This is a genomic window from Azospirillum mesophilum (assembly GCF_053470405.2).
In genome coordinates this window covers 1-21,079 of sequence record NZ_JBPXMQ020000030.1, presented here as the reverse complement: position 1 = coordinate 21,079, position 21,079 = coordinate 1, and the positions used below count along the sequence as shown (strand labels likewise).

The 21,079-nt window shown below is 67.5% G+C and carries 18 protein-coding genes; 9 read left to right on the top strand and 9 right to left on the bottom strand.

The genetic code is table 11. The annotated features are described in order from the left end of the window. Positions 1–40: 40 nt before the first annotated feature. The 5 genes from ACSVC7_RS23665 to ACSVC7_RS23645 form a co-directional block, all read right to left on the bottom strand. Positions 41–874, bottom strand: coding sequence for an ABC transporter permease (locus tag ACSVC7_RS23665; protein WP_448207239.1), 834 nt, complete (start codon positions 872–874; stop codon positions 41–43). Beyond that, a complete protein-coding gene (locus tag ACSVC7_RS23660) occupies positions 871–2,133 on the bottom strand; it encodes an ABC transporter permease (RefSeq protein ID WP_448207240.1) in 1,263 nt (420 codons plus the stop codon). The genes ACSVC7_RS23665 and ACSVC7_RS23660 overlap by 4 nt, the downstream gene beginning before the upstream one ends. Positions 2,134–2,305: 172 nt before the next feature. Further along, complete coding sequence (locus ACSVC7_RS23655; protein WP_448207241.1) at positions 2,306–3,370, bottom strand: ABC transporter substrate-binding protein; 1,065 nt, start codon at positions 3,368–3,370, stop codon at positions 2,306–2,308. A 90-nt stretch (positions 3,371–3,460) separates the two neighbouring features. After that, positions 3,461–4,570, bottom strand: coding sequence for an ABC transporter ATP-binding protein (locus tag ACSVC7_RS23650; protein WP_483508732.1), 1,110 nt, complete (start codon positions 4,568–4,570; stop codon positions 3,461–3,463). 258 nt (positions 4,571–4,828) lie between these two features. Continuing rightward, positions 4,829–5,722: a LysR substrate-binding domain-containing protein gene (locus ACSVC7_RS23645; protein WP_448207243.1), complete on the bottom strand. Its 894-nt coding sequence runs from the start codon at positions 5,720–5,722 to the stop codon at positions 4,829–4,831. A gap of 107 nt (positions 5,723–5,829) precedes the next feature. Here ACSVC7_RS23645 and ACSVC7_RS23640 point away from each other — a divergent pair, with 107 nt between their 5' ends. The 3 genes from ACSVC7_RS23640 (at position 5,830) to ACSVC7_RS23630 (ending at position 9,415) form a co-directional block, all read left to right on the top strand. Continuing rightward, positions 5,830–7,035 carry an acyl-CoA dehydrogenase gene (locus ACSVC7_RS23640; protein WP_448207244.1) on the top strand — a complete coding sequence of 402 codons (1,206 nt, stop codon included), beginning with the start codon at positions 5,830–5,832 and terminating at the stop codon, positions 7,033–7,035. A 180-nt stretch (positions 7,036–7,215) separates the two neighbouring features. Next, positions 7,216–8,418: a CaiB/BaiF CoA transferase family protein gene (locus tag ACSVC7_RS23635; protein ID WP_448207245.1), complete on the top strand. Its 1,203-nt coding sequence runs from the start codon at positions 7,216–7,218 to the stop codon at positions 8,416–8,418. Positions 8,419–8,500: 82 nt separating this feature from the next. Beyond that, positions 8,501–9,415, top strand: coding sequence for a DMT family transporter (locus ACSVC7_RS23630; protein ID WP_448207246.1), 915 nt, complete (start codon positions 8,501–8,503; stop codon positions 9,413–9,415). A gap of 16 nt (positions 9,416–9,431) precedes the next feature. On the opposite strand, the gene ACSVC7_RS23625 is transcribed toward ACSVC7_RS23630, so the two are convergent. The 3 genes from ACSVC7_RS23625 to ACSVC7_RS23615 are packed head-to-tail and all read right to left on the bottom strand — an operon-like array spanning position 9,432 to position 12,236. After that, positions 9,432–9,821, bottom strand: a complete 390-nt coding sequence (locus ACSVC7_RS23625) for a hypothetical protein (protein ID WP_448207247.1) — start codon at positions 9,819–9,821, stop codon at positions 9,432–9,434. Positions 9,822–9,829: 8 nt separating this feature from the next. Next, positions 9,830–11,131 carry a hypothetical protein gene (locus ACSVC7_RS23620; protein WP_448207248.1) on the bottom strand — a complete coding sequence of 434 codons (1,302 nt, stop codon included), beginning with the start codon at positions 11,129–11,131 and terminating at the stop codon, positions 9,830–9,832. A gap of 1 nt (position 11,132) precedes the next feature. Next, on the bottom strand, positions 11,133–12,236 hold the full coding sequence (locus ACSVC7_RS23615) for a hypothetical protein (protein ID WP_448207249.1): 1,104 nt from the start codon (positions 12,234–12,236) through the stop codon (positions 11,133–11,135). A 199-nt stretch (positions 12,237–12,435) separates the two neighbouring features. Between ACSVC7_RS23615 and ACSVC7_RS23610 the strand changes: the two genes are divergently transcribed. Next, entirely contained in the window at positions 12,436–14,442 is a 2,007-nt protein-coding gene (locus ACSVC7_RS23610) for an AsmA family protein (protein WP_448207250.1), read from the top strand. 103 nt (positions 14,443–14,545) lie between these two features. On the opposite strand, the gene ACSVC7_RS23605 is transcribed toward ACSVC7_RS23610, so the two are convergent. Further along, positions 14,546–15,394, bottom strand: a complete 849-nt coding sequence (locus tag ACSVC7_RS23605) for a fumarylacetoacetate hydrolase family protein (protein WP_448207251.1) — start codon at positions 15,392–15,394, stop codon at positions 14,546–14,548. Between the two features lie 147 nt (positions 15,395–15,541). Between ACSVC7_RS23605 and ACSVC7_RS23600 the strand changes: the two genes are divergently transcribed. The 5 genes from ACSVC7_RS23600 (at position 15,542) to ACSVC7_RS23580 (ending at position 20,824) form a co-directional block, all read left to right on the top strand. Continuing rightward, positions 15,542–16,051: a hypothetical protein gene (locus tag ACSVC7_RS23600; RefSeq protein ID WP_448207252.1), complete on the top strand. Its 510-nt coding sequence runs from the start codon at positions 15,542–15,544 to the stop codon at positions 16,049–16,051. A 106-nt stretch (positions 16,052–16,157) separates the two neighbouring features. Then, positions 16,158–16,460 (top strand): PGPGW domain-containing protein, encoded by a 303-nt coding sequence (locus tag ACSVC7_RS23595; RefSeq protein ID WP_448207253.1) that lies wholly within the window; start codon positions 16,158–16,160, stop codon positions 16,458–16,460. Positions 16,461–16,760: 300 nt separating this feature from the next. Then, positions 16,761–17,765: a DDE-type integrase/transposase/recombinase gene (locus ACSVC7_RS23590; RefSeq protein ID WP_448207254.1), complete on the top strand. Its 1,005-nt coding sequence runs from the start codon at positions 16,761–16,763 to the stop codon at positions 17,763–17,765. 99 nt (positions 17,766–17,864) lie between these two features. After that, positions 17,865–19,028 (top strand): aminotransferase, encoded by a 1,164-nt coding sequence (locus ACSVC7_RS23585; protein ID WP_448207255.1) that lies wholly within the window; start codon positions 17,865–17,867, stop codon positions 19,026–19,028. A gap of 191 nt (positions 19,029–19,219) precedes the next feature. Continuing rightward, positions 19,220–20,824, top strand: a complete 1,605-nt coding sequence (locus ACSVC7_RS23580) for a sensor histidine kinase (RefSeq protein ID WP_448207256.1) — start codon at positions 19,220–19,222, stop codon at positions 20,822–20,824. The last annotated feature ends 255 nt before the right edge of the window (positions 20,825–21,079 follow it).

Here is a 21,079-nt window from a genome sequence, read left to right as displayed (position 1 = left end):
GACGAGGTTGGGCCGGGCTTTCGCTCGGCCCTACCCGTTTTCAGCCTTCGACGTTGCCCTTCAGCTTTTCGTTGCGGCGGCGCAGCCATTCCAGCGTGGCGAGCAGGATGACGGAGACCGTCGTCAGGATCACCGCCGCCGCCGTGATGGTCGGGCTGATGTTCTCGCGGATGCCGCTGAACATCTCACGCGGCAGGGTGCGCTGCTCCGGCCCGGCCATGAACAGCACGACCACCACCTCGTCGAAGCTGGTCGCGAAGGCGAACAGCGCGCCCGAGGCCAGACCCGGCAGGATCAGCGGCAGGATCACCCGCCGAAACGCGTAGACCGGCGAGGCGCCCAGCGACGCGGCGGCGCGCGCCAGGTTCATGTCGAAGCTCTGCAGCGTCGCACTGACCGTGATGACCACGAAGGGCGTGGCCAGCGCGGTGTGCGCCAGGATCAGGCCGGCGTAGCTGCCGGTCAGCCCGATGGGAGCGAAGAAGAAGTACAGACCGACCGCGGTGATGACGCCCGGCACGACGACCGGCGACAGCACGACCGCAAGCACCAGCGGCTTGAACTTGCTCTTCCACTGCGCCAGCCCCAGCGAGGCCAGCGTGCCCAGCACCATCGACAGGATGGTCGAGGCGACGCCGATGATGATGCTGTTCTTCAGCGACAGCATCCAGCGCGGGGAGTTGATGAAGTCCTCGTACCAGCGGAACGACAGACCCGGCAGCGGGTAGGTCAGGTAGGCGCCGCTGCTGAAGGACAGCGGCATGATCGCCAGGATCGGCGCCATCAGGAACACGAAGACCAGCGAGGCCGTGACGACCGTGGTGATCCAGGCCGCGCGCTGGCTGGCCGTGCGGGGGGCGTGGTTGTCGCTCAATTCTTCATCCCTCCCGTGACCTGCTGGCCATGGACCAGCTTTCCGTAGACGACGGCCAGCAGCAGCGTGGCGAGCAGCAGCACGGCGCCCAGAGCGGAGGCCAAGCCCCAGTTGACGGTTTCGGTGGTGTAGAAGGCGATGAAGTAGCTGATCATCTGGTCCGCCGCACCGCCGACCAGGGCGGGCGTGATGTAGTAGCCAAGGGCCAGAATGAAGACCAGCAGGCTCCCCGCCCCGATGCCGGGCAGCGTCTGCGGCAGGTAGATGCGCAGGAAGGCGGTGACCGGCGAAGCGCCCAGCGACGCGGCGGCGCGCATGTAGGCCGGCGAAATCGACTTCATGCTGCTGTACAGCGGCAGGATCATGAAGGGCAGCAGGACGTGGGTCATCGCCACGTAGACGCCGAAGCGGTTGTAGATCAGGCGCAGCGGCTCGTCGATCAGGCCGAGCCACCGCAGGCTGTCGTTCACCACGCCCTCGCTCTGCAGCAGGACGATCCAGGCGCAGGTGCGCACCAGCAGCGACGTCCAGAAGGGCAGCAGCACGAAGATCATCAGCAGGTTCGACCGGCCGGCGGGCAGGGCCGCCAGCAGATAGGCGACCGGGAAGCCCAGGATCAGGCACAGCGCCGTCACGCCGAAGCTGATGGTGAAGGTGCGGGCGAACACGTCGCGGTAGATGGCCTGATCCGGAGGGGCGGCGACGATGGCGCCGTCCAGGTTGCGCGTCAGGTCCAGCGAGGCCAGCAGGTAGAAGCCGGTCACCGGCCCGCTCGCCCCCTTGATCGCCGACCAGGTGGCGCGGTCGCCCCAGGCCGGGTTGATCGCGATGAGCGTGTCCTTAGCCGTGCCGGGCTCCGGCAGGGTCTTCAGGTTGCGCGCCGTGCTGGCGAGGATCGTGCGGAAGCCGTTCAGCGAATAGTTCAGCCGCTTCGACGCGATGGCGACCGTCCCGGCCGCGCGGGCCGCCTGGAGATCGCCGGCCAGAGCCGCGAAGGCCTTTTCGTCGGGCAGATCCTTGCCGTTCCAGCCGGACAGGGCCGACACGGTGTGGGGCAGGGTCTGCGGCACCTCCCAATCGTCCACCGACCGCCAGAGCATGCCGGCGATGGGGCCGAGGAAGGTGAAGAGCAGGAACAGGAGAAGCGGCAGGACCAGCGCCAGCGCCTTGAACTGGCGGGCCCGCTCCGCCCGCTTCAGGCGGCGCTTGAGCGGCACCTCTTGTGACGCATCGGCGCCGGCGACGAACGCGGCAGTCATGGGCGAGACCTCATAAAAATTCCCTTTCCCACCACACTCTCCCTCTCCCCTCCGGGGAGAGGGGCGGGGTGAGGGGGATCAGGGGGGACCGGCGAGTTCGACAATGCCGGACCCCCTCACCCTAACCCTCTCCCCAGAGGGGAGAGGGAATTTGGGGACCTTCAAAACGCGCTTATTTCGCGGCCCACTTGTTGAAGCGCTCGGTCAGGCGGTCGATGTTCTCCAGCCAGAACGGGACGTTGATCTCGACCGCGTTCTTCATGTTCTCCGGCGCGGTCGGCAGGTCCTTCAGGACGGCCGGCTGGATCTTCGCCGGGGCTTCCTTGTTCGACGTGCCGTAGGCGATGTTCTCCGACAGCTTGGCCTGGTTCTCCGGCTTGCCGACGAAGTCCAGGAACTTGTAAGCGGCGTCCTTGTTCGGGCTGCCCTTCAGGATGACCCAGCTGTCGATGGTGAACAGCGCGCCGTTCCACACCATGCCGAAGTTCTTGTGCTCGGCCTTGTTGGCGGCGTCGATGCGGCCGTTGTAGACCGAGGTCATCGCCACCTCACCCGAGGCGAGCAACTGCGGCGGCTGGGCGCCGGCCTTCCACCAGACGATGTCGTTCTTGATGGTGTCCAGCTTCTTGAAGGCGCGCTCGATGCCCTCTTCGGTGGCCAGAACCTTGTAGACGTCCTTCGGCGCGACGCCGTCGGCCATCAGGGCGATTTCCAGCGTGGTCTTGGCGCCCTGGCGCAGGCCGCGCTTGCCCGGAAACTTCTTGGTGTCGAAGAAATCGGCCCAGCTCTTCGGCGCGTCCTTCAGCTTGTCCTTGTCGTAGCCGAGGACGAAATCGTACACGATGGCGCCGACGCCGCACGGGTCGACGGTCGGGGGCAGGTAGGCGGCCTCACCGCCGATCTTCGCGTAGTCGATCTTCTCGAACAGGCCTTCCTCGCAGCCGACGGCCAGTTCCTCGCTCTCGACCTGCACGACGTCCCAGGTGGCCGCGCCGCCCTGGACCTTGGCGCGCAGCACGCCGATGCCGCCGTCCCAGGACTCGTCGTTCATCGGGATGCCGGTCGCCTTCTTGAACGGCTCGAAATAGACCTTCTTCTGCGCTTCCTGGTACGCACCGCCCCACGACACAACCGTCAGGTCGCGGGCCTGGGCGGCCGAGGCCAGCGCAATGCCGGCGGTGAGCGTCGCAACGAACCCGATGGTCACCTTCAGTTTCGACCCAGTATTCTTCGACATCGATCCCCGTTCCTTCTTTTCTATGGTTGCGTTTTGGAAGGTTGCGTTTTGGAGCTGGTACGCCCGGCCGAGACCGGGTCGGCCGCGAGATCAGACGGGATCGAGAGCCCGGCAGTCTTCGGGGCGGAAGGCGATGGACACGGCCTGGCCGTGACCGAGGCCCGCGTGGGCGCCCGGCGGAAGCTTGACCATGAACTCCCCGTTGCCGGCGACCTTGAGCACGGCCAGAGCGTGGTCGCCGAGATAGATCGTGTCCTGCACCGTGGCGGGCAGGCGGTTCGGGCTGTCCGTGGCCTCGCCGTCCCGCAGGATGGTGATGCGCTCCGGCCGCACCGACAGCGACGTGGCCGCACCGGTGCCGGCCACGTTGACCGCCTGCGCCACGACCGAGCCGCCGGAGGCCAGCGCCACCCGGCAATAGCCCTGTTCGATATTCTCGACGGTTCCGGACAGCACGTTGTTCTCGCCGATGAAGTTGGCGACGAAGCTGTTGACCGGGCGCTCGTACAGGGCGTCGGGCTTGTCGATCTGCTGGACGATGCCGTCGTTGAACACGGCGATGCGGTCCGACATGGTCAGCGCTTCGCCCTGGTCGTGCGTCACGTAGACGACGGTGATGCCCATCGTCTCGTGCAGCTGCTTGATCTCCAGCTGCATGTGCTCGCGCAGGCGCTTGTCGAGCGCGCCCAGCGGCTCGTCCATCAGCACCAGCTGCGGGTTGAAGACCAGCGCGCGGGCCAGCGCCACACGCTGCTGCTGGCCGCCGGACAGCTGCCCCGGCCGGCGATGCGCCAGGTTTTCCAGCTTGATCATGCGCAGCGCGGCCTGCACCCGCTCCTTCACCTCCGACCGGTTGACCTTGCGGACGGTCAGCGGGAAGGCGACGTTCTCCTCGATGGTGAGGTGCGGGAACAGCGCGTAGTTCTGGAACACCATGCCGATGTCGCGCTTGTGCGGCGGCATGTTCTTGATGGGCCGGTCGGCGAGGTAGATCTCGCCGTGCGTCGGCACCTCGAAACCCGCCAGCATCATCAGCGTGGTGGTCTTGCCCGACCCCGATGGGCCGAGCAGCGTGACGAACTCGCCCTTCCGGATGTCGAGATCGAGGTTTTTCACCACCAGATGCTCGCCGTCGTAGGTTTTCTGCACCCCGACGAAACGCACCAGTGCCTGCGTCGCCGCGACCATGCCGCCGTCCATATTCCTACCCCCGTCCAGGCTTCGCGTTCCGGGTTGCGTTTCCGGAACACGTCCCATGCAATGGCAGAGACGGTATACGCGTTTAATAAATTCGACAAGCCCGTTGCTCATGTCGTGATCGATTCAACGGGCTGATGATTTTTTGTGCAGGTGCGAAGGGCTTGCACGCTCTTTGATCGCCAGTGTGCCCTCTCTGTGATCGGATGAGAAGCCCGACTTTGGGAGGGCACGGGGGCGGTTTAAGGCGCTTCGGGACACTCACGCCCCGATTCGCGCCACCAAATCCGTGAAGTTCCGCACCAGCGGCGACCGTTCGCCGGCGCGCTGGGCCAGTTGCAGCGTCGTGAAGGCGTCGGCGCTGTCCAGGGGGCGGTAGACGACCCCCTCCAGCGCCACCTGCCGCAGCTGTCCGGGAAGAATCGACACCCCCAGCCCGGCGGCGATCAGGCCGATGATGGTGAAGGCCTCGCGCGCGTCCTGCGCGACGTTCGGCTGGAATCCGGCGGCGGCGCACAGGGCGAAGACCTGCTCGTGCGTGCTGGTTCCGAAATCGGCGGGATAGAAGACGAAGGGCTCGTCGCGCAACGCGGCCAGCGGAACCACGTCGCGCTCGGCCAGCGGGTGGTCGGCGCGCATCACCGCCAGCAAAGGTTCCCGCATCACCTCATGGAATCGGAAGGCGGTCGGGTCGGCGACGAATCGGGGCTGCCGGATGAACCCGACGTCCAGCCTGTGATCGGCCAGCGCGGTCAGCTGTTGTTTGGACGGCAGTTCCACCAGCGTCAGATGCACGTCCGGGTGGGCGCGCCGGTAGGCGTCGATGATTCGCGGCACCACCGGCACGAAGGGGGCCGCCGCCGTGAAGCCGACTCGCAGCTCCCCGACCTCCCCCCTGGCCGCGCGGCGGGTCAGCACGGCGGCGCGCTCAGCCCGCGCCAGGATCTCCCGCGCCTCGGTCAGCAGCAGTTGGCCGGGTTCCGTCAGTTCGACGCGGCGTTTGGTCCGCTCGAACAGGCGGGCGCCGAGTTCCGCCTCCAGCGCCTGGATCGACTGGCTGAGCGGCGGTTGCCCGATGCCGAGGCGCGCGGCGGCGCGGCTGAAATGCAGCTCCTCGGCGACGGCGACGAAGTGGCGGAGGTGACGGAGATCCATGGCGTTCACTTATAGGAAAAAGCTATGAATATCGTCAAAGAAATGTATTTGAACCATGAAAGCGTCTGCGCCAAGTTCGCAGCCAACAGGCACTAGGGAGACACACGATGGCCGCCAAGACCGGAGCCGCGTCGGCGAAGCTCGCATCCTTCAATTGGGAAGATCCGCTGCTGCTCGACGAGCAGTTGACCGAAGACGAGCGGATGATCCGCGACGCCGCGCGCGCCTACTGCCAGGAAAAGCTGCTGTCGCGCGTGGTCGAGGCGAATCGGCACGAAATCTTCCACCGCGAAATCATGAACGAGATGGGTGAGCTGGGCTTCCTCGGTTCGACCATCGACGGCTACGGCTGCGCCGGCGTGAACTACGTGTCCTACGGCCTCGTCGCCCGCGAGGTGGAGCGGGTCGACAGCGGCTACCGTTCGGCCATGTCGGTGCAGTCCTCGCTGGTCATGCACCCGATCTATGCCTACGGCAGCGAGGCGCAGCGCGAGAAGTACCTGCCGAAGCTCGCCACCGGCGAGTGGGTCGGCTGCTTCGGCCTGACCGAGCCGGACGCCGGCTCCGACCCCGCCGGCATGAAGACCCGCGCGAAGAAGGTCGCGGACGGCTACATCCTCACCGGATCCAAGATGTGGATCACCAACTCGCCCATCGCCGACGTGTTCGTCGTGTGGGCGAAGAACGACGAGGGCAAGATCAACGGCTTCGTGCTGGAAAAGGGCATGAAGGGCCTGTCCGCGCCGAAGATCGAGGGCAAGTTCAGCTTGCGCGCCTCCACCACCGGCGAGATCGTCATGGACGAAGTCTTCGTGCCGGAGGAGAACCGCTTCCCGACCATCGAAGGCCTCGCCGGCCCGTTCGGCTGCCTGAACCGCGCCCGCTACGGCATCGCCTGGGGCGCCATGGGTGCGGCGGAGTTCTGCTTCCACGCCGCGCGCCAGTACCAGCTCGACCGCAAGCAGTTCGGCCGCCCGCTGGCCGCCAACCAGCTGCCGCAGTTCAAGCTCGCCAACATGGAGACGGAGATCGCGCTGGGCCTGCAGGCTGCGCTGCGAGTCGGCCGCCTGATGGACGAGGGCAAGGCCGCGCCGGAGATGATCTCGCTCATCAAGCGCAACAACTGCGGCAAGGCCTTGGACATCGCCCGCATCGCCCGCGACATGCACGGCGGCAACGGCATCGCCGACGAGTTCCACGTGATCCGTCACGTCATGAACCTGGAGGCGGTGAACACCTACGAGGGCACGCACGACGTGCACGCCCTGATCCTCGGCCGCGCCATCACCGGCCTCCAGGCCTTCACGGGGTGATTATCGTTTCCTCTCCCCTCCGGGGAGAGGGAAGCGCCGAAGGCGCAGGGTGAGGGTACCGCCGAGGATCAAGGCACTGCTCCTTGTCGGGACCCTCACCCTCCCACCGCGTCGCGGTGGGCCCCTCCCTCTCCCGGGACGGGAGAGGGGATTTTGAGCGCACTCTCCAAAGGACCCACCATGCCCGGCCCTCTGTCCCACGTTCGCGTTCTGGAACTGTCCCGTGTGCTCGCCGGTCCATGGGCGGCGCAGACGCTGGCCGACCTCGGCGCCGACGTCATCAAGGTGGAGCGGCCGGGGGCCGGCGACGACACCCGCGCCTGGGGTCCGCCCTGGGCCGGGGAGCAGTCGGCCTATTTCATGTCCACCAACCGGGGCAAGCGGTCGATCACCATCGACTTCGAGCGGCCGGAAGGGCAGGAACTGGTGCGCAAGCTCGCCGCGCAGGCCGACGTGGTGATCGAGAACTTCAAGGTCGGCGGGCTGGTCAAGTACGGGCTCGACTACGACAGCTTGAAGGCGGTCCATCCGGGGCTGGTCTACTGCTCGATCACCGGATTCGGGCAGGACGGGCCTTACGCCAAGCGCGCCGGCTACGACTTCATGATCCAGGGCATGGGCGGGCTGATGAGCATCACCGGCCTGCCGGATGGGGAGCCGGGCGGCGGCCCCGTGAAGGTCGGCGTGGCGGTGACGGACGTCTTCACCGGCCTCTACGCGACCATCGGCGTGCTGGGGGCGCTGGCGCACCGCGACCGGACGGGGGAGGGGCAGTGGGTGAACCTCGCCCTGCTCGACGTGCAGGTGGCGGTGCTCGCCAATCAGGCGATGAACTATCTGGTGGGCGGCAAGGCGCCGCAGCGGCTCGGCAACGCGCACCCGAATATCGTGCCTTATCAGGCCTTTGCGACGCTGGACGGTTTCATCATCCTGGCGGTCGGCAACGACAGCCAGTTCGCGAAGTTCTGTCAGGTCGCCGGCCGGCCGGAACTGGCGCAGGACGAGCGCTACGCCACCAACCCGGCGCGCGTCGCCCACCGCAAGGAGCTGGTGGCGATCCTGGAACTGCTGCTGGAGCAGCGCACCAGCCGCGACTGGCTCAGCGCGCTGGAGGCGGTGGGCGTGCCCTGCGGGCCGATCAACGACCTGTCGCAGGTCTTCGCCGATCCGCATGTCCAGGCCCGCAACATCCGCCAGGACTTGCCGCATCCGGAGGCCGGGACCGTGCCGACGGTGGCGAGCCCGATCCGCTACTCCGCGACGCCGATCGAGCACACGGTCGCCCCGCCGACGCTGGGCCAGCACACCGAAACGGTGCTGGGCGAGGCGCTGGGCCTATGCGCGGCGGACATCGCCGCCCTGCGGGATAAGGGCGTGATCTAGCCGCCCTCTTGCCTTCACTCTGCGCGCCCCCTCCCTAACCCTCCCCCGCTTCGCAGGGGAGGGGATTTGTTTTTTGGGTTCCATGACCACCGTGACCGCCACATCCTCGACCGCCGCTACCGATTCCCGGCTGGGCATCCTGATGATGCTGCTGGGCATGTCGCTGTTCACCATCAACGACGCGCTGGGCAAGTGGCTGGTCGCCGAGTACCCGGTGGGCATGCTGCTGGCCATCCGCAGCCTGTTCGGCGCGGTTCTGCTGGCCCCGATGATCCTTCGGGAAGGCGTCGGTGCGGTCTTCGCGGTGAAGCGGCTGCCGTTGCATCTTCTGCGCGTCGGTTGCGTGACGGCGGAGGTCGCCTGCTTCTACTGGGCGGTGCGCTACCTGCCGCTCGCCAATGTGATGACGATTTACATGGCTGCGCCGCTGATCGTCACCGCCCTGTCGGTGCCGCTGCTGGGGGAGAAGGTGGGCTGGCGCCGCTGGGCGGCGGTGCTGGTCGGCTTCGTCGGCGTGGTGGTCGTGCTGAACCCGTCCGGCGACTTCGACCCGATCCCGTCGCTGGTCGCGCTGCTCGGCACGACCATCTTCTCGACGGGGATGATCACCACCCGGCTGCTGCGGCAGTCCAGCAACCTGACGCTGGTCAGCTTCCAGACCTTCGGGACGGGCCTGCTGGGCGCCGCGTCGCTGCCCTTCGTGTGGGTGCCGCCGCCGGGCCTGGACTTCCTGCTGCTGGGCGCCTTGGGCATCACGGCGCTGGCCGGGCACGCGGCGATGAACCGCTCGCTCCAGCTCAGCCCGGCGGCGGTGGTCGTGCCGTTCCAGTATGTGTCCATCGTGTGGGCGGTGGTGCTCGACCTGCTGGTCTGGGGCACGGCGCCGACCTTGCGCATCGCGGCGGGGGCCGCGCTGATCATCGGCAGCGGCCTGTTCGTCTTCCACCGCGAGCAGGTGCTGAACCGCCGCACGACGGTGCAAACCGACCTGCCTTAAGGCGGATTGATCCGCATTAAAACGGAAAGAAGCGCGGCTCCAGACGGACCGCCACCGGCTCAACCGCCGTCCAGCCGTGGCGGCGGATCACGTCGTTGGACTCCACTGGTTTGCGGCCCGGCTCCAGCGACCATGTGACGTGATAGGCCGAGCCGTCGGGCCGGTCGGTCGTTCCGCCGATGGACAGCACGAGCGCCTGCACCCCGGCCCCGTCGTCGGCGATCCCGACGACCGCGCCGCCGGTCTCCTTCGGCAGTGGACGGTCAGGGCCGACGCCGAAGGCCAGCGTGACGTGGTGCCCGATGTGGCGGTCGTAAGCGGCTGGGAAAAGCGCCCGCAGCCGGCCGCGCTCCTCGTCCGGCAGCGCCCAGCCGATGTAGCCCCGGCCAGAACGGTCCTTGCGCACGGCACCTCCTACGGACGGCCCTTCCGCAGAATCTCGTCCATGATCTGGCTGGCCTCGGCCGGGCCGGCAATCAGCTCGATCATGCGGATGGCGGTGTAGCCGGTCCGCGCGTCGCCGCTGTCGTCTCCCAGCGCCTGCCGTGCCGTGTCGGTGAGGGAGGCCGTGGTCTTCTGCGTCACGCTCTTCAACTCGCCGCGCAGCCCCAGCGTGTCGGCGATGGTCGAGCATTTGCGCAAGGCCCGCGCCTGGTTTTCCGCCTGCACCATGCCGCCCGTGTCGCTGATGCCGGTGGTCAGCGTTCCGACGGCGTTCAGGATCTCCCCATCCGCGCCCTGAAGCACCTGGGTCCGGACCATCTCGTGCACGGATTCGCGGATGACCTTCAGCCGCTGGTCGAACTCCTTGTTGCGGCTGTATTCCATGGCGGCGCGGGTCGCTTCCAGGCTGGCGACCAGATCGATGGCGAGGTCGGCCGCCGCCATACGGTCCGGTGCCCCGCTGTCGGTGGTGGAGGCGCCGCGCGACCGCTCCTCGATCTGCGCCACGACGGTGCCGCCGAGATCCAGGAACAGGGCGGCACGGTCGCTGGACTTCTGCCCCAGGTCCATGTCCCACAGGCTGCCCAGCAGGATGGACGGGTTGGACAGGCGCGCCGCCGCCAGCAGGACGAACAGCTTCAGCGCCTTCGGACGTGCGCGGGAGACGGTGCGGCCGATGGCCTGGATGCCGTCCAAGTGATCCTTGTGCAGCTTCTGGACGGGCTTGGGCGCCAGGACGGCCTTCAGCTCCGCCGCCGCCGGGGCGATGGCCAGGATCTCCGCGATATCGTGGATGGTGCGGATGCGGTCGGGGTTGAGCCGCAGGTCCAGGTCGTCGACGAAACGCCCGGTCTCCAGCTGCGCCACGATGCCGTTGACCGCCGCCGTGGCCTGCGCCCAGAAGGTTTTGGCCTGCTCGGCGTCGCCGCCCAGCGCACCGTCCAGCGCGCGCAGCCGATCCTTGCCGATCTGCCCTTCCACCAGCGGCCACAGGCTGTTGACCACGCCGCGGTCGATCTTGTTCAGGGGGGCGGGCTGGTTGCCCGACGGAACCTCGAACAGATCCTCAAAGGGTTCGCAGAACAGGCGCTTGAAGGTGGGGCGTCGCTTCGGGCGCACCTCCGCCAGGCGCGGCCGGATCATGGAGAAGGTTCTCTGCACGTCCGGATGGTCGCCGATCTGCTCCAGCAGGCCGACGACCTGCCGGAACCGCTCCTCGTCGATGTCCAGAAGCTTGCTGCCGAGCCCGAGGATTGCCTGCGCGTCGATCATGTCAGGCCGCCTTTGCCTTGATCGCCTCGATCCGCATGACGAGGTCGGTGTCGATCTGGCCGCTGCGCCAGTCCACATAGGCCCGCACCGTGCGGCGGTTGGCCGCCATCACCCGGTCGGCCTGAAGCGCGTGGTCGGTGTGCTCCTCATCCTTGGGGAGCAGCGGCAACACGCGGAACAGCTCGTGCACGGTCATGTCCTGCTCGTGCCGGCTCTTGCCCTGCGCCTCGGCCCAGGTGGTGCTGATGAAATCCCAGCCGTCGAGCAGCCAGGACAGCCGCGTGGTGGCGCGGCGGACCAGCACGCGCTTGGTCTCCCACTGGCGCAGCAGGTTTTCGAACGACGCCACCGCCTGGTCGAGCTGGGTCACCACGTTGCGGACGTGGTTCAGCGTGTGCTCCGCCACCTCCGCGCAGAAGGCGGCGATGGGGGCGGCCTCCGACACGTTGTCGGTGGACCATTCGGTGACGCTGTCGCGGAAGTGCACGAGGTCGCGCATCAGGCGCCGCAGCCGCGCCGGCTTGGGCGAGCTGGCGACGCCGATGGGCTCCATGTAGGCCGCCAGCTCGGCGACGCGGGCGTACAGCTCGGTCGGTTCGATGGACAGGCTTTGCGACGCCTTCAGCATGTAGGAGCGCGTCAGCCGCTGTCCTTCCTCCGACGCCAGCCCGGCACGCAGGATTTCGGCCGAGGCGAGGCCGACGGCCGAGAGCACCTCGGAAATGAGCTGGAAGTTGATCAGCAGGCGCTGTTCGTCGTCGTCGCGCAACGCGGCTTCCGCCGACTCCACCGCCAGCGGGCCGGCCAGCCCGCAGCGCGCCGCCTCCAGCACCGCCTTGCGGATGTCGTCGGGCGAGCAGCCTTCCCCCCGCCGGATCAGGTCCTGGAGCATGCGGTCGTGCACCGTCATGGGGAAGGCGAGCGGCAGCCCCTTCCACGGCACGACGTAAACCCCGCGCCCTTCCGACAAGTTGGGAATCAGCACTTCCAGCTGCTCGCGGTCGGTCTTGCGCACGCGGGTCTGAGCCAGCACGGGCGTGGTGAAGCCCACCGCCGCGCCGCGTTCCTCAAAGGTCGAGGGTGCGAAATTCGTAAGCGAACGCATGATCTTGACCGGCTTTGGATATGCGACAGTTCAGCGCAGTCATTAAAGCAGGATTGAATCAATTTTTCATTAAATCGGCGCGCCCGGAGGGCAGGAAAAAGGGCGCGTTCGGAGGGGAATTCAATCCTTTGGAGGTAACAAGCCGCGTCCCCGCCCTGTTGCCCGTTAATTGGTCAGTCATGGACAGGAGGCGCGGTGTATGGCCGTGTTGAAATGGATCGGCCTCGGCCTGCTGGGGCTCGTTGTGGTGATCGCGGCGGGCATCGGGATCGCCGCGGCGGTGTTCGACTGGAACGACGCGCGCGGATTCATTGCCAGGCAGGCGACCAAGGCCCTGAACCGCGAGGTCGCCATCGACGGCGACCTGAAGGTGAAGCTCGGCGATCCGATCCACATCCATGTCGAAGGCGTCCGCGTCGCCAACGCCGACTGGAGCGACGAGAAGACCATGGCGGCCCTGAAGGTGTTGGACGCCCAACTGCGCCTGTGGCCGCTGCTGCGCGGGAACTACGAATTCCCGGAAATCCGCCTGTCCGCACCCAAGCTGGTGCTGGAAAAGAACAAGGACGGCGAGCCCAACTGGAACTTCGGCGGGCCGGACCCCCGCAAAACGGCCGCCAAGGAGGCCGTGAAGCCGGAAAGCCGCAGCGACATCCCGATCATCGAGGCTCTGGCCATCGAGGAAGGGCGTGTCCGCTATCGCGACCCGACCAGCCGCATCGACATCGACAGCGGCATCAACACGGCCACCGGCGGCAATGGGGAGGCGCAAGTCCATCTGGACGGCAACGGCAACTTCGCCGGCAAGCCCTTCACGCTGCTGGTCGAGGGCGGCTCGCTTCAATACCTGCGCGACAACCCTAAGCCCTACCCGCTGAAGGTCGAAACCGCCGTCGGCAAGACCAAGGGCAAAATCGAGGGCTCCATCGCCGAGCCGGTGAAGCTGGAGGGTGTGGACCTGTCGGTGGCGCTCAGCGGTGACGACCTCGCCGACGTCTTTCCGATCCTGGGCATACCCACCCCGAAAACCCGGCCCTACAGCCTGACCGGCCATCTGGGCCGCGAAGGGCAAGTGTGGCGCTTTGACGGGATGAAGGGGAAGGTGGGCGAAAGCGACCTGTCCGGCACGGTGGCCGTGGATCTGGGCGGCGAGCGGCCGAAGGTCACCGGGGATCTGGTGTCCAAAAAGCTGGCCGCCGTGGACATGGCCGGCTTTGTCGGCGCCTCGCCGGAAGGGAAGGGCAGCTACCCGACCAAGGGGCCGGACCGCATCCTGCCCGACACGCCGGTGCCGCTGGACAAGCTGCGCAAGGCCGACATGGACGTCAGCTTCAAGGGCGACCATGTGGAGGCGCCCTTCTCCACGCTCGACGACCTGAAGGCGCATCTGAAGCTGGAGAACGGCAAGCTGACGGTCGATCCGCTGGCGCTGGGCGTCGGCGGCGGGCGGATCGCCGGCACCACTGTGCTGGACGGCAGCCAGAAGGTGCCCACCCTGCGATCGAACCTGGAGGTGCGGCAGATCAAGCTCGCCCAGCTGTTCCGCGAAACCCGCTTCGCCAAGGAGATGGGAGGCACGGCGAGCGGCCGGATCCAGCTGACCGGGCGCGGGGCCACGGTGGCCGACATCCTGGGCTCGTCCGACGGGAAGCTCGGCGTCGCGGTGGATGGCGGGCGCATCACCAGCTACGCCGTCAAGGGGCTGAAAACCAACATCCTGGAAACGCTGGGCGTGGCCCTGTCCGGAGACCAGCCGCTGCCCTTCAACTGCCTCGTCGCCAACCTTTCGGTGGACAAGGGGGTGGTGAACAGCGAGGCGCTGGTGCTCGACACGCCGGAAACGGTGGTGACCGCCGACGGCACCATCAACCTGCGCACCGAGGCGCTGGACATGCGCATCCTGGGCCGGGCGAAGAAGCCGCAGATCTTCGCCACCCATGTGCCCGTCCGTGTGACCGGCACGCTGGGCGAGCCCGACATCGGCGTGAACCCCACGGAGTCCGCCGCGCGCGGCGCCGCCGCGGTGGCCCTGGGCGCCCTCCTGACCCCGCTGGCGAGCGTCCTTCCCTTCCTGGACCCCGGCAGCCACGAGCAGCCCCACTGCGGCCAACTGATCCAGGACGCGCGGTCGCCGTCGAAGACGAACGGCAGCGCCGGGAGTTCGGGGAATGGCAAGAACGGCGCCGGATCCGGGAAGTCGCAGTGATCGGTAACATTGCTGTGCTTTGCGGAAAACAGATCGCGCTTGTGTCCCCTCTCCCGCCGGAGGCGGGCGAGGGGACTTCATCCAATGTGGAAACAGGCAGCCCTCACCCCTCCCAGGGGCGGACGGTCTGGCGCTGTTCACCCAGGCCGTCGATGCCCAGCCGCATGGTCTGGCCGGGTTGCAGCCAGGGGTTCGGCTTCTGGCCCATGGCGACGCCCTGCGGCGTGCCGGTGGCGATGACGTCGCCGGGCAGCAGGGTCATGAAGCGGCTGATGTAGGAGACGATCTCCACCACGTTGAAGATCATGTCACCGGTGGTGCTGTCCTGCATCATCCGGCCGTCGACCTCCAGCCACAGCCGCAGTGCCTGCGGGTCCGGGATCTCATCGCGGGTGACCATCCAGGGGCCGAGGGGGCAGAAGCTATCGGCGCTCTTGCCCTTCACCCACTGGCCGGTGCTCTCGATCTGGAAGGCGCGCTCCGACACGTCGTTGACGACGCAATAGCCGGCGATGTGGTCGAAGACGTTGGCCGGGTCGACGTAGCGGGCGGTGCGGCCGATGACGATGCCCAGCTCCACCTCCCAGTCGAGCTTGGTCGAGCCCTTCGGGATCAACACCGGGTCGTTGGGGCCGCTGATGGAGGTGGTGGCCTTCATGAACAGCACCGGCTCCTTCGGCTCCGCCATGCCGGACTCCGCGGCGTGCGCGCGGTAGTTCAGGCCGACGCACACCACCTTGGAAACGCCGGCCACGCAGGGGCCGATGCGCGTGCCTTCGGGGACCTGGGCCAGCCGCTCCGGATCGAGCGCGCGGAGCTGCGCCAGCCCCGCGTCCGACAGGGTGGACGGGTCGATGTCGGCGATGACGCCCGACAGATCGCGGATCACGCCGTTCCGGTCCAGAAGGCCCGGCCGCTCATGGCCCGGCGGGCCGTAACGCAGCAGCTTCATGTATCATCCCTTTCCCTCCCCGGCGGTTGAGCCGCGGCTCTCCCCGGGGTCATGCGTTGGTCCCAAGCGGAAACGGGGCTGTTCCGCTGCGGTCCGGTCTGGTGTACCCTTTTTCCGGGGCGTGGGGAAACCAGACGGGAGGCGGGTATGCCGGTGTGGCGCCGTTACCTCGTGAAGGAAACATCCGGCCGGCTCGTCGAGTTGCCGAGCCGCCTCTACGACCGCGCCGACGACGGCACGGCGCCCATCCCGGACTTCGCCGGCCGCTGCGTGGAACTGGTGGCGGCCGTGCTGGTGGGCGACGGGGCGCGCGCCGCCCAGGTGACGGAGGTCGCCTTCACAAAGCTCTATTTCGACCAGTCCGGCTTCGTCGACGCGGCCAAGCGGGACCGGATGATCCGGCTGATGCTGGAAAGCTGCGCCGATCGCCGCTGCCGGACTGCCGTGAAAAGCACCGTGAAGAAAGCGGGACGGCCGGGCTGCGCCGCTCTCAGCGAACGGGCCGACGCCGCGCGGACCGAGCTGATGCGCGATTTCGGCTGGAACCCCGCCCCGGCGGAGGTCAGCGCCGCGCTGCATGTGCTGGACGCCGCTGGGCCGGATGGCGTGTCGCTACCCCGGGCGCCTGTGGGCAAACGGGTGCGGACGCTCCATTAAGGGCGCCCGGACGGCGGGCGAGGGGCCAGGGGCGGGGCGCTCCCCCTGGTCGCGCGGCGATCCGCCCCCATATGGGTCGGGACCCTTTGGGAGGAACGCCCGTCCGATGCATCGCCCCGCCGCCAGCGCGCGCACCCCGTCCCTCGCCCGCCTGCGCCAGCTGGCGTTGATCGGCACGGGATGGACCATCATCGGGCTCGGCGTGCTCATCGCACCCCTGCCGGGGCCGGGCGGCCTGCCGGTGGTCCTGATCGGCGGGGCCATCCTGCTGCGCAATTCCTCGGACGCCCGCCGCCTGTTCGTGCGGATGAAGCGCCGCCATCCCCGCCTGTTCCACCCCGTGGAGCGCATCCGCGTGAAGCTGCGCCGTCGCCGGTTCGAAGGCCGCATCAGCGCCAGAGCGGATTAACGGGGGGTTAAACTGTCAGGTTGCGGAACGTTGTTGGGATTTGAGCTGTTGGGCCATTGCTGAGTATGGCCACTGGTTCGAACGGCGATTGGCGCCATCGCGGACTTGCGGTCCAACCGACGCAGACCCGTCCGGCGCAGCCATGGACAGCCAAAAGAACCCGGCGGGCTGAGGTCGGTCAACCCCAACGCCGCCTGTGGCGGTGGCCCGTCAGGGCCAGGGTTGACGGACCTCGGACGCCGGGTACCCTGCTGACTGGCGGCGACGGCGGGCTCCCCGTTTCAGCCCGGGAGCGCCACCATGTACCAAATCCACCCCAATGCCCGCACCACCCCAGCCGTGCGCGCCACCATTGCCTTGTCCACCGAACCCACGGGGGTGCTGGCCAGCCGTTACGGCGTGAGCGGCGAGACCATCCGCAAATGGCGCAAACGTGGAGTGGACGATTGCCAGGACCACTCCGCCCGGCCCAAGCGGCTGCGGTGGCGAGCCTCGGAGGAGGAGCGCGCCATCGTCTGCGAGCTGCGCCGGAGCACCGGCTTCGCGTTGGACGATCTCACCTTCACCCTGCGCCACTTCCTGCCGCACCTGAACCGCGACGCCGTCTACCGCATTCTGAAGGCCGAAGGGCTGGGCCGACTGCCACCGCCTCCATCGACCAAGCCGGTGAAGGAGGTGAAAGAGTTCAAGGAGTATGACCTCGGCTTCCTGCACATCGACATCAAGCACTTGCCCAAGTTGCAGGTCATCGGTGGCGAACCGCGCAAGCGCTACCTGTACGTCGCCATCGACCGCGCCTCGCGGCGGGTTCACCTGGCGGTCAAGGACGAGGAAACCGAAGCCTGTGCCACCGCCTTTCTCAAGGAGGCGGTCGCCGCCTTCCCCTTCACCATCACTCATGTCCTGACCGACCGCGGAAGCTGTTTCACTGCCGATGCCGTCGAGGCGGCCTGTCGCGCGCTCGCCATCGAACACCGCAAGACCAAGCCCTACACCCCCAAAACCAACGGTATGGTCGAGCGCTTCAACGGCCGGATCGGTCGGGAGGTGCTGGTCATGTGCATCGGCACCCACCAAGCGTTGGAGTGTCTGCTGAAAGGCTACAATCTCGCCTACAATGCCCGCCGCCAACGGATGCTGGATGGCCGCTCCCCCGACGAGGTCGTGAGCGAGCGCCTGAAGGCAAAGCCGGAACTGACCAACCCAGCCTATAGACCTCCCGATCCCTGCTCCCTCACCAAAACCAAACTTGCCGCACAGATCAAGGTCTACAGCGCCAAGGAGGTGTCGCAACCTGACAGCTAGAGCGAACGGAGGTTCGCTCTAGGGGACTGGACAGCCGTCGGCCGCTGCGTCCATCCTGTCCGCCCCCGGAAAAGGTCCGGCGGTGCACTGGAGGCTGTGGTGAAGTCCGGCAACGCGATCCTGTCGAGCTACGGTACGACGATTTTCGAGGTGATGTCCCGCCTGTCGGAGGAGCACAAGGCGATCAACCTCGGCCAGGGTTTCCCCGACGACCGCGGCCCCGCCGACGTGCTGGAGGCGGCGTCGACGGCGCTGCTGGAGGGATGGAACCAGTACCCTTCGATGATGGGCACGCCGGAGCTGCGGCAGGCGCTGGCCGCGCATGGCAAGCGCTTCTACGGGCTGGACATCGACTGGAAGACGGAGGTCATGGTCACCTCCGGCGCCACGGAGGCGCTGACCGCCTGCCTGCTCGGCCTCATCAACCCCGGCGACGAGGTGGTGCTCTTCCAGCCGATGTACGACAGCTACCTGCCCATCGTCCGGCTGGCCGGCGGCGTGCCGCGCTTCGTCAGCCTGAAGGCCCCGGACTGGAGCTTCAGCCGCGCGGACCTTGAGGCGGCCTTCTCGCCGAAGACGAAACTCGTCCTCATCAACGACCCGCTGAACCCCGCCGCCAAGGTCTTCTCCCGGGCCGAGCTGGAACTGGTCGCGGAGTTCGTGCAGCGCTTCGACGCGCTGGCCGTCTGCGACGAGGTGTACGAGCACATCGTCTTCGACGGGCGCCCGCATATCCCGCTGATGACGCTGCCGGGCATGCGCGACCGCTGCCTGAAGATCGGTTCGGCGGGCAAGACCTTCTCGCTGACCGGCTGGAAGGTCGGCTACGTCACCGCCGCCCCGCACCTGCTGCAGCCGGTCGCCAAGGCGCACCAGTACATCACCTTCACCACCGCGCCGAACCTCCAGACCGCCGTCGCCTATGGGCTGGGCAAGGAGGACACCTATTTCACGGGGCTTGCCTCCGGGCTGCAAGCCAAGCGCGACCGGCTGGCCGAGGGCCTGCGCGCGGTCGGATTCGACGTGCTGCCCTCGGCCGGGACTTATTTCGTGGTGGCCGACGTGGCTCCCTTCGGCTTCGACGGTGACGACGAGGCCTTCTGCCGGCGCCTGACCGCCGAGGCCGGCGTGACGGCCATTCCGGTCGGCGCCTTCTTCGTTCAAGATGCACCCAAGTCCCTCATCCGCTTCTGTTTTTCCAAGAAGGACGAGATCCTGGACGAGGCGGTGCGGCGGTTGCGGGCCTACTTTGGGGCGCGCTGACGCCCCGCCCTGCGACAATTTGGCGGCGAAAAGCCACGGGGCTTCATCCGATTTCGTGCGGTGTTCGGCCTGATTTTGGTTTAGGGTCGATACTGTATTGAGACAATTTGAAGCCATGGCGTGCAGTGGGCGCGCCACGGGCGGAAATGGGCGAGATGCGGGCACCGATCTCTTTCCGGTGGGGCGTATTCGTGCTGACGGCCGTCGCGCTGGTGGCCGTATGGGGCGGCTATGCCCAGGTGTCCCGCGCCGTGCTCCACGACCACACGCTGGAAGCCGTCGCGCGCGCCGAAACCATGGTCGGCGCCTTCGAGAAGAGCACCCACCGCGCCCTGCACGAGGTGGACATCACGCTGCGCAACGTGGCGCTGGAGTATGCCGAAGGGGGGCTGGAGCACGCCCGGCGCCTTTTCGACCAGGACCTCTACGACCGTTCCCTGATCCACCATTTCGCGATCCTGAACGCGAAGGGCGAAATGGTCTTCCGCAGCGAGGGGCGTAGCGAGAGGACCGGCGGCCCGGCGGATCGCATCGACGATGACGCCGTCGCTTTCCACCAGGGCACCGGGCGGGACCTGATGCGCATCGGGCGGCCCTTTCCCGGCACCAACGGCGGCGAGCCCCTGCTGCCGCTCAGCCGGCGCCTGAACGGGCCGGACGGCGCTTTCGCCGGAATCATCGTCGCGAACGTCGATCCGGACATCTTCGGGGAGTTCTATCGGCAAGCCAACCTGGGGCCGCTGGGCACCGCCACCCTGATCGGGCTGGACAAGGTCATCCGCGCGCGGGGCGCGCAACAGGCTTCGGAAGCGGTCGGCCGCGCCATTCCCCATTCCCGCCTGTGGGAGGAGGTCAGCCGGTCGGTGGCCGGCGTCTACTGGCAGGACACGATGACCGACGGCGAACTCCGCGCCTACGCCTACCGCGTGGTGGAGGGATACCCGCTGGTGGCGGCGGTGGGCGTCGCCACCGCGGACATCGAGGCCGGCGTGGCTGAACTGCGCCGCACGCTGTTCGTGATCGCGGTCCTGCTGACCACCTCCATCATCCTGGTGGCGGCCTTCCTGCTGGTCCAGCACCGCTCGGCCGAGCGTTTGCAAGCGGCGCTGAACGTGAACCGCAACTTCCTCGCCCGCATCAGCCACGAACTGCGCACGCCGCTGAACGCCATCCTCGGATTCTCCGAAATCATCCGTGACCAGTTGCTGGGACCTCAGGATACGAAGCGCTACGCCGGCTACGCCAAGGACATCCACGATTCGGGACGGCACCTGCTGACGCTGATCAACGACATCCTGGACCTGTCGCGGCTTCAGGAAGGCACCCTGGCGCTGGACCCGCGCCCCCTGGACATCGCCACGGCCATCGAGTGGGCGATCCGCATGATCGCGCCGCAGGCCGAGGCCAAGCGCATCCAGGTGGACGTGAACGTCCAGCCCGGCATCGGCAGCCTTACGGTGGACGAGCGCGCGCTGAAGCAGATGCTGCTGAACCTGCTGACCAACGCCGTCACCTTCACGCCGGAGGGCGGACGCGTCCTGGTCACGGTGTCCGCCGGCCTGCACGGGCGCATCCGCCTCCGCGTCGCCGACAACGGCATCGGCATGACGCCGGAGCAGTTGAGCCACGCGCTCGTCCCCTTCGGCCAGTCCGCGGCCATGGTCGCCCGCCCGGGGCAGGGAAGCGGGCTGGGCCTGCCCATCGTGAAGTCGCTGATGGAAGCGCACGGCGGGCAGCTTCTCATCGACAGCCACCCCGGCCAGGGCAGCCAGTTCACCCTGGAGTTCGCCCGCTAGAGCGAACTTCCGTTCGCTCTAGATTCAGATGGCCTCATTTGCCGGCTCTCAGCGGATGCCCGTGGCATCCGCCTGCCGCCAGCGGGAACTACGTTCCCGCGAGAGGCCGGGCTTCGGACGCATGGGCGTCCGGGCCCGCCGTCGCGGTCTAACACTACTCTGCCAGCCCTATGGATTGGGGAGGAAGCGGAAGCTGTGCTGGCATTCCGGACATCGGACGTAGACGGTCATGCAGCGTTCCAGGATGGCTTGACG